This is a genomic window from Actinomycetota bacterium (assembly GCA_040755895.1).
In the GTDB taxonomy this organism is placed as follows: domain Bacteria; phylum Actinomycetota; class Aquicultoria; order Subteraquimicrobiales; family Subteraquimicrobiaceae; genus Subteraquimicrobium.
This window is the reverse complement of sequence record JBFMAG010000051.1, coordinates 1-5320: the sequence shown is the minus strand read 5'-3', so window position 1 is coordinate 5320 and position 5320 is coordinate 1. Positions and strand designations below refer to the sequence as shown.

The window sequence follows — 5320 nt, the reverse complement described above, 5'->3', positions numbered from 1 at the left end:
TTGCCCTTGAGCCAAAAAGGATGAGGCAAGAAACTTGAAATTTCCGACAAGTATCTTTGATTTCCTTGTGAGCTTTTAGTTTCATTTTCACCATGAAGATTATAGCATATAATTGAAATATCAAAGTTCCTTCGCATCAAATTCGGGAGTGGCAGATGGCTAGAGTATTCGTGGGCACGAGCGGTTACAATTATCTACATTGGTGGAATGGTGTTTTTTATCCTCCCGATGTCCCTCCGAGAAGGTGGCTCGAATTTTACGCTCAACATTTTGACACAGTGGAATTAAACGTTTCCTTTTACCGCCTTCCAAGGAGGAATGTCTTTGAAGGGTGGCGCAATCGCACACCCAATAATTTCATCTTTGCCGTTAAGGGCAGTCGTTTCATTACTCACGTCAAGAAATTAGCTGGTTGCGAGGATCCCCTGAAGCTATTCTTCGACAACGCCAGCGGTCTAAAAGAGAAACTTGGGATCGTTTTATGGCAGCTCCCACCGGGACTGCACATGGATAGGAAAAGATTGGAGAAATTTTGCGAATTGCTTGCCCAAAATGAGATTGCTCGAAATACCCGCCATGCATTCGAGTTCCGCCATAAGAGCTGGTTCTGTGATGAAATCTACGAATTACTTTCAAAGTACAATTTTTCTCTCTGCGTTGCCCACTCAAATCGCTGGCCCTTTGTGGAAATCTCCACCGCGGACTTCGTCTATCTGCGTTTCCATGGCGGGGAAATCCTCTATGGCTCCAATTACTCCGATGACGAGCTTAAAGACTGGTCTTCTAAAGCGAAAAAATGGCTCGATGAGGGGAGATATATTTACGCTTATTTCAATAATGACGCCTATGGCTTTGCCATTTATAATGCCTTAAAATTAAGGGAGTTGATTCAAGGATAGGCATAATAACAGACTACATTTTTTAGTTCCAATTCGTAGAAACAGGTCTTTAACCTGTTGATAGTTATATCGAAATCGGAGTTAAGGTATGATGAGACAAAAGATTTCTTCAGAAGTTTTCATCGAGACTGAGGTTTAACCAAATACTATGGCAAAACGCGAGGAATCGAAGATTTAAATCTCTCCACTCAAAAAGGGGAAATCTTCGGTTACCTGGGACCAAACGGCGCGGCAAGACCACGACCATCCTCTTCTTCTGGGAATCATCTTCCCCACAAGGGGATCGGGGAGAATTTTTGGGTGTGATATCGTCAAGGATTCGGTGGCCATCAGAAAAGAGATAGGCTATATCCCCGGGAGGTTCATCTTTACCCTAAGGTGACTGGGAAAGAACTCCTTGATTATTTTGCTGCGTTCAAGCTCGAGGTGCCACCTCGACTGAGGGATGAACTAATTGATCGGTTTGACCTGGATCTTTCGAGGCGAATAAAGGAATACTCCCATGACTACGTCGACCAAAAGCCTTTGCTCTTGATGGCGTGACCCTCGTTGAGATTCCTGATCGTACTCTTAGGATGACTGTAAGGGGAGAGATTGATTCCTTGGTAAAGAAAATCGCGACTTTTAAGGTCAAAGATTTAGTTTTTGCCCATGCGGGCTTAGAGGAAGTCTTCATGGAATTTTACAGCGAGGAGGAAAGTGCTTAATTTATTTAAAAGAGTTCTAAAAGAGCGCCGGCTAAGCACGCTCATATTTGCGTTATCTCTTTTTCTTTACGTTTGGTTGATTATTGCTCTCATACCAGCTACCCTTTTCACTCCAGAGTTTGAGAAGATGCTTGAACTCTACCCGCAAGGGTTTATGAGCCTTGCGGGGGATGGGGAATCCCTATAAAGGACATCATGACGGTTGAGGGCTATCTTTCGGCATATTTTCTTGCTCTCTGGTGGATCATCATCGTTGGGGGCTATGTGATTGCTTTTGCCACCGCCATCGTGGGCAAAGAGATCGCGGATGGCACGATTGAGATTTTGCTGGCGCAACCGATTTCGCGGACCAAAATCATTTTGGGCAAGTTTTTGGCTTGTCTTTTTTATCTCGCCATTTTAACCTTTGTTACCATTGGAAGCACCGGGCTACTCGCTCTCTTTTACGACGTTGAAATTAAAACTGAAGGGCTTCTTGCGGTTGGTTTTTTGGGTTTTCTGTTTTTTGCTTTTATTGCAGCATTTTCTCTATTTCTATCTGTAATTCTTAAAGAAAGAGGTCGGGTGGTTATTCTTTCTGTAGCTTTCCTTATTGCCTCCCATCTTTTAAACGCTTTGGCTGATTTGAGCGAAACCTTAAAGGATTTTCGTTTTCTTTCCATTTTTAAGTATTACAACTCCATGGAAGCTTTAAAGACGGGGAATATCCCTTGGTCAGATGCTCTGCTTTTTCTTGGGCTAAGCCTCCTTTGTCTTATCGCATCCATTCTCATCTTTAGAAGAGAAGATATAGCTATAGTTTAATCATATTTCTAGTAGCAACAGGTCTTTAGACCCAATTTTCTGTAGAAACAAGTCTTTTCCAGACGGATCCGTAGGAAGACCTGTTAAATGAGGAGTGGATATGAAACTGGAGAAATACTGGGAAAAGCGAAAATTTGAGAAGACTCCCGAACCGAGAGGAGAGGTGAAGGAGACTGGTCTTAACCGATTCGTGGTGCAAAAGCACCAAGCTACTCGCCTCCATTACGATTTTCGTCTGGAGATGGATGGTGTCCTGAAGTCCTGGGCTGTGCCGAAGGGGATTCCCACTAAACGGGGCATCAAATATCTGGCAGTTGAGGTCGAGGTTCATCCCGTTGACTACCTAGATTTCCAGGGAATCATCCCTCCCGGAGAATACGGGGCGGGGACCGTTGAGATTTGGGACTCGGGAGAATATGAGCTCATTGAAAGGAAACCCGATCGCCTCGAATTTATCCTTAAGGGAAAACGCCTGAGTGGAAAATTCGTGCTGATCCTCATGCGCAAGAAGGGGAAGGGGAATTGGTTGCTCTTTAAAGCGTGATAATAGACCTAAAGGCCGTGCCTGCCGGCAGGCAGGTCTGTTTTACTTTCTAAATGCAAGAGCAAAGAACCAATTCCGTAGAAACAGGTCTTTAGATCTGTCAAGTGAAGATGGAAAGATGCTTGGTATCTCCACGAGTTGGCTTTCACGCAGGGTAAAAAGCGGTGAAGAAATGATGGGGGAATTACTTTCCCTTGAGACGCATGCGATTGAACTTGAGTATCACATTACCCCTCATCTTTTCTCCGAACTACGCCCTCTACTCAAGAAAGAAGGGTTAGTTGTGGTGAGCATCCATAATTTCTTTCCCGTTCCCGATATCCTAGAGAGGGGAAGCGGAGACGCATTCTTTTTTACCTCGGATGACGATAAGGAACGAGAACTCGCTGTGGAATACACCTTAAGGACGATTCGATATGCTTCTGAACTCGAGACGAAGGTGGTCATCCTTCACTTGGGGAATATTCCTTTGAAAGCGAATCTGGATCATCTGTACGAGCTCCACGACGAGGGAAAGGGAGATATCGATGAAGCTCACGAGCTGAGGGAGGAGTTGAAGGGTGAGAGGAGGAGAAAAGTCCAAAAGTATTTCGATCGAGCTCTTTTAAGCCTGGATAAGTTGGTTCCAGTGGCGGAGAAACTCGGTGTTATCTTAGGCGTTGAGACTCGCTACCATTACCATGAGATTCCCTCCCACGAGGAAATAGGGCTCATCTTGAAGGAATTTGAGGGAGCTCCCGTTGCATATTGGCACGATGTCGGTCACGCTCACAATCTGGAGTGTGTCGGATTCACCAGCCAGAAGGATTTTTTGGATGGTTATGCCTCCAACATAGTGGGGATGCACCTGCATGATGCTAAGGGGAGAGAGGATCACTTTGCACCGGGAACGGGCGATGTGGATTTTTCCTTGATTGAATCGTATTTGAAGGAGGAGACCATCAAGGTTATAGAGGTTCATCCAAAGGTTTCTCGCGCGGAGCTCCTCGAGAGCTTCAAATTCCTGAAGGACTTAAGCATATCTTAAAGCCTAAAGGAGGGTTGAGATGGCTTTTTCCCTCATTTACATAACCGCGGCGAATATCGATGAAGCGAGGAGGATAGCTCGGACACTCGTAAGGAAAAGGTTGGTTGCCTGCGCCAACATCGTTCCAAGGATTGAATCTTTCTATTGGTGGCAAGGCAAAATTTGCGAAGATGAAGAGGTACTCATCTTCGCCAAGACGAAAACGAGATTGGTGAAGGAAGTAATCTCAGAGGTCAAAAAAGTACACAGTTATGAGGTTCCAGCGACCCTTTCTTTCGATATTTCCGAGGGCAATCCCGATTTCCTGGATTGGATTGCCCAGGAAGTAAAATAAGAGCAAATATTGTGTCCAGGCGAGCGATAATCCACGTTGATATGGATGCCTTCTTCGCTGCCATCGAGCAACAGAGGCATCCAGAGTATAAGGGAAAACCCGTGGTCGTGGGAGGAAACGGCGATCCTCATAAAAGAGGGGTCGTTTCCACCGCATCCTATGAAGCCCGTAAGTATGGCATAAAATCCGCTATGCCTCTAAAGTTTGCCTACCGGAAGTGTCCTCACGCCATCTTTCTTCCGGTAGATTTCAAAAAATACTCTGAAGTATCTCAAAGACTGATGAAGATATTGAGAGATTATACCTCTTTGGTGGAATCCCTGGGTCTGGATGAAGCATTCCTCGATGTGACCGAAAGTGAAAGGAATCCAGTGGATATCGCCAGGGAGATCAAAAGGAGGATTACAGAGGAGCTGGGCTTAACCGCCTCGGTGGGTGTTGCCCCCAATAAACTTTTAGCCAAGATAGCCTCGGGGTTAAACAAGCCGGATGGTCTCACATCGATTGGGGGAAAAAGGGTTCAAAGGGTTCTGTCACCGCTTCCGGTGTTCACCTTGTGGGGTGTGGGGAGGAAAACGGAAATTCGTCTTAAAGACATGGGGATAAGCACGATTGGCGATCTCGCGAAGGTACCATTAAAGACTCTTCAAGAGACCTTCGGTAAGGTCTATGGGCGGATGCTTTACAATCATGCTCGGGGTATGGACGAAACCCCTGTTATTGCCTTTCACGAGCCAAAATCGATGGGCAGAGAAACGACTTTTCAAGTAGACACGACCGATTTGAATTTAATAAGAGATACTCTATCCCGATTTGTGAAATTCCTCGTCAAGGATCTGCGCCATGCGGATTATCGAGGGAGGACGATCACCGTGAAGATAAGGTACAGCGACTTTTCCACCCATACAAGGTCTCACACCTTACCTGAACCGGTGGATTCCCAGGAGATTATTTACAACGAGGTCCGCGCTCTCTTATCCAAGTTTGATCTTACAAGGAAAGTAA

The 5320-nt window shown here is 45.5% G+C and carries 6 protein-coding genes; all 6 read left to right on the top strand.

What is annotated here, in order from left to right; genetic code table 11:
- Nucleotides 1–155: 155 nt before the first annotated feature.
- Nucleotides 156–899: a DUF72 domain-containing protein gene (locus tag AB1466_02475; protein ID MEW6188968.1), complete on the top strand. Its 744-nt coding sequence runs from the start codon at nucleotides 156–158 to the stop codon at nucleotides 897–899.
- A 902-nt stretch (nucleotides 900–1801) separates the two neighbouring features.
- Nucleotides 1802–2410, top strand: coding sequence for an ABC transporter permease subunit (locus AB1466_02470; protein MEW6188967.1), 609 nt, complete (start codon nucleotides 1802–1804; stop codon nucleotides 2408–2410).
- Nucleotides 2411–2510: 100 nt separating this feature from the next.
- Complete coding sequence (locus AB1466_02465) at nucleotides 2511–2954, top strand: DNA polymerase ligase N-terminal domain-containing protein (GenBank protein ID MEW6188966.1); 444 nt, start codon at nucleotides 2511–2513, stop codon at nucleotides 2952–2954.
- A 118-nt stretch (nucleotides 2955–3072) separates the two neighbouring features.
- On the top strand, nucleotides 3073–3981 hold the full coding sequence (locus AB1466_02460) for a TIM barrel protein (protein ID MEW6188965.1): 909 nt from the start codon (nucleotides 3073–3075) through the stop codon (nucleotides 3979–3981).
- A gap of 19 nt (nucleotides 3982–4000) precedes the next feature.
- Nucleotides 4001–4315 carry a divalent-cation tolerance protein CutA gene (gene cutA, locus AB1466_02455; GenBank protein ID MEW6188964.1) on the top strand — a complete coding sequence of 105 codons (315 nt, stop codon included), beginning with the start codon at nucleotides 4001–4003 and terminating at the stop codon, nucleotides 4313–4315.
- Between the two features lie 11 nt (nucleotides 4316–4326).
- The coding region (locus AB1466_02450; protein ID MEW6188963.1) for a DNA polymerase IV at nucleotides 4327–5320 on the top strand (994 nt) is incomplete at its 3' end.

Coding starts and splice junctions, on each gene's coding strand:
- AB1466_02475 (MEW6188968.1), top strand. CDS start 156: ATGGCTAGAGTATTCGTGGGCACGAGCGGTTACAATTATCTACATTGG.
- AB1466_02470 (MEW6188967.1), top strand. CDS start 1,802: ATGACGGTTGAGGGCTATCTTTCGGCATATTTTCTTGCTCTCTGGTGG.
- AB1466_02465 (MEW6188966.1), top strand. CDS start 2,511: ATGAAACTGGAGAAATACTGGGAAAAGCGAAAATTTGAGAAGACTCCC.
- AB1466_02460 (MEW6188965.1), top strand. CDS start 3,073: ATGCTTGGTATCTCCACGAGTTGGCTTTCACGCAGGGTAAAAAGCGGT.
- cutA (MEW6188964.1), top strand. CDS start 4,001: ATGGCTTTTTCCCTCATTTACATAACCGCGGCGAATATCGATGAAGCG.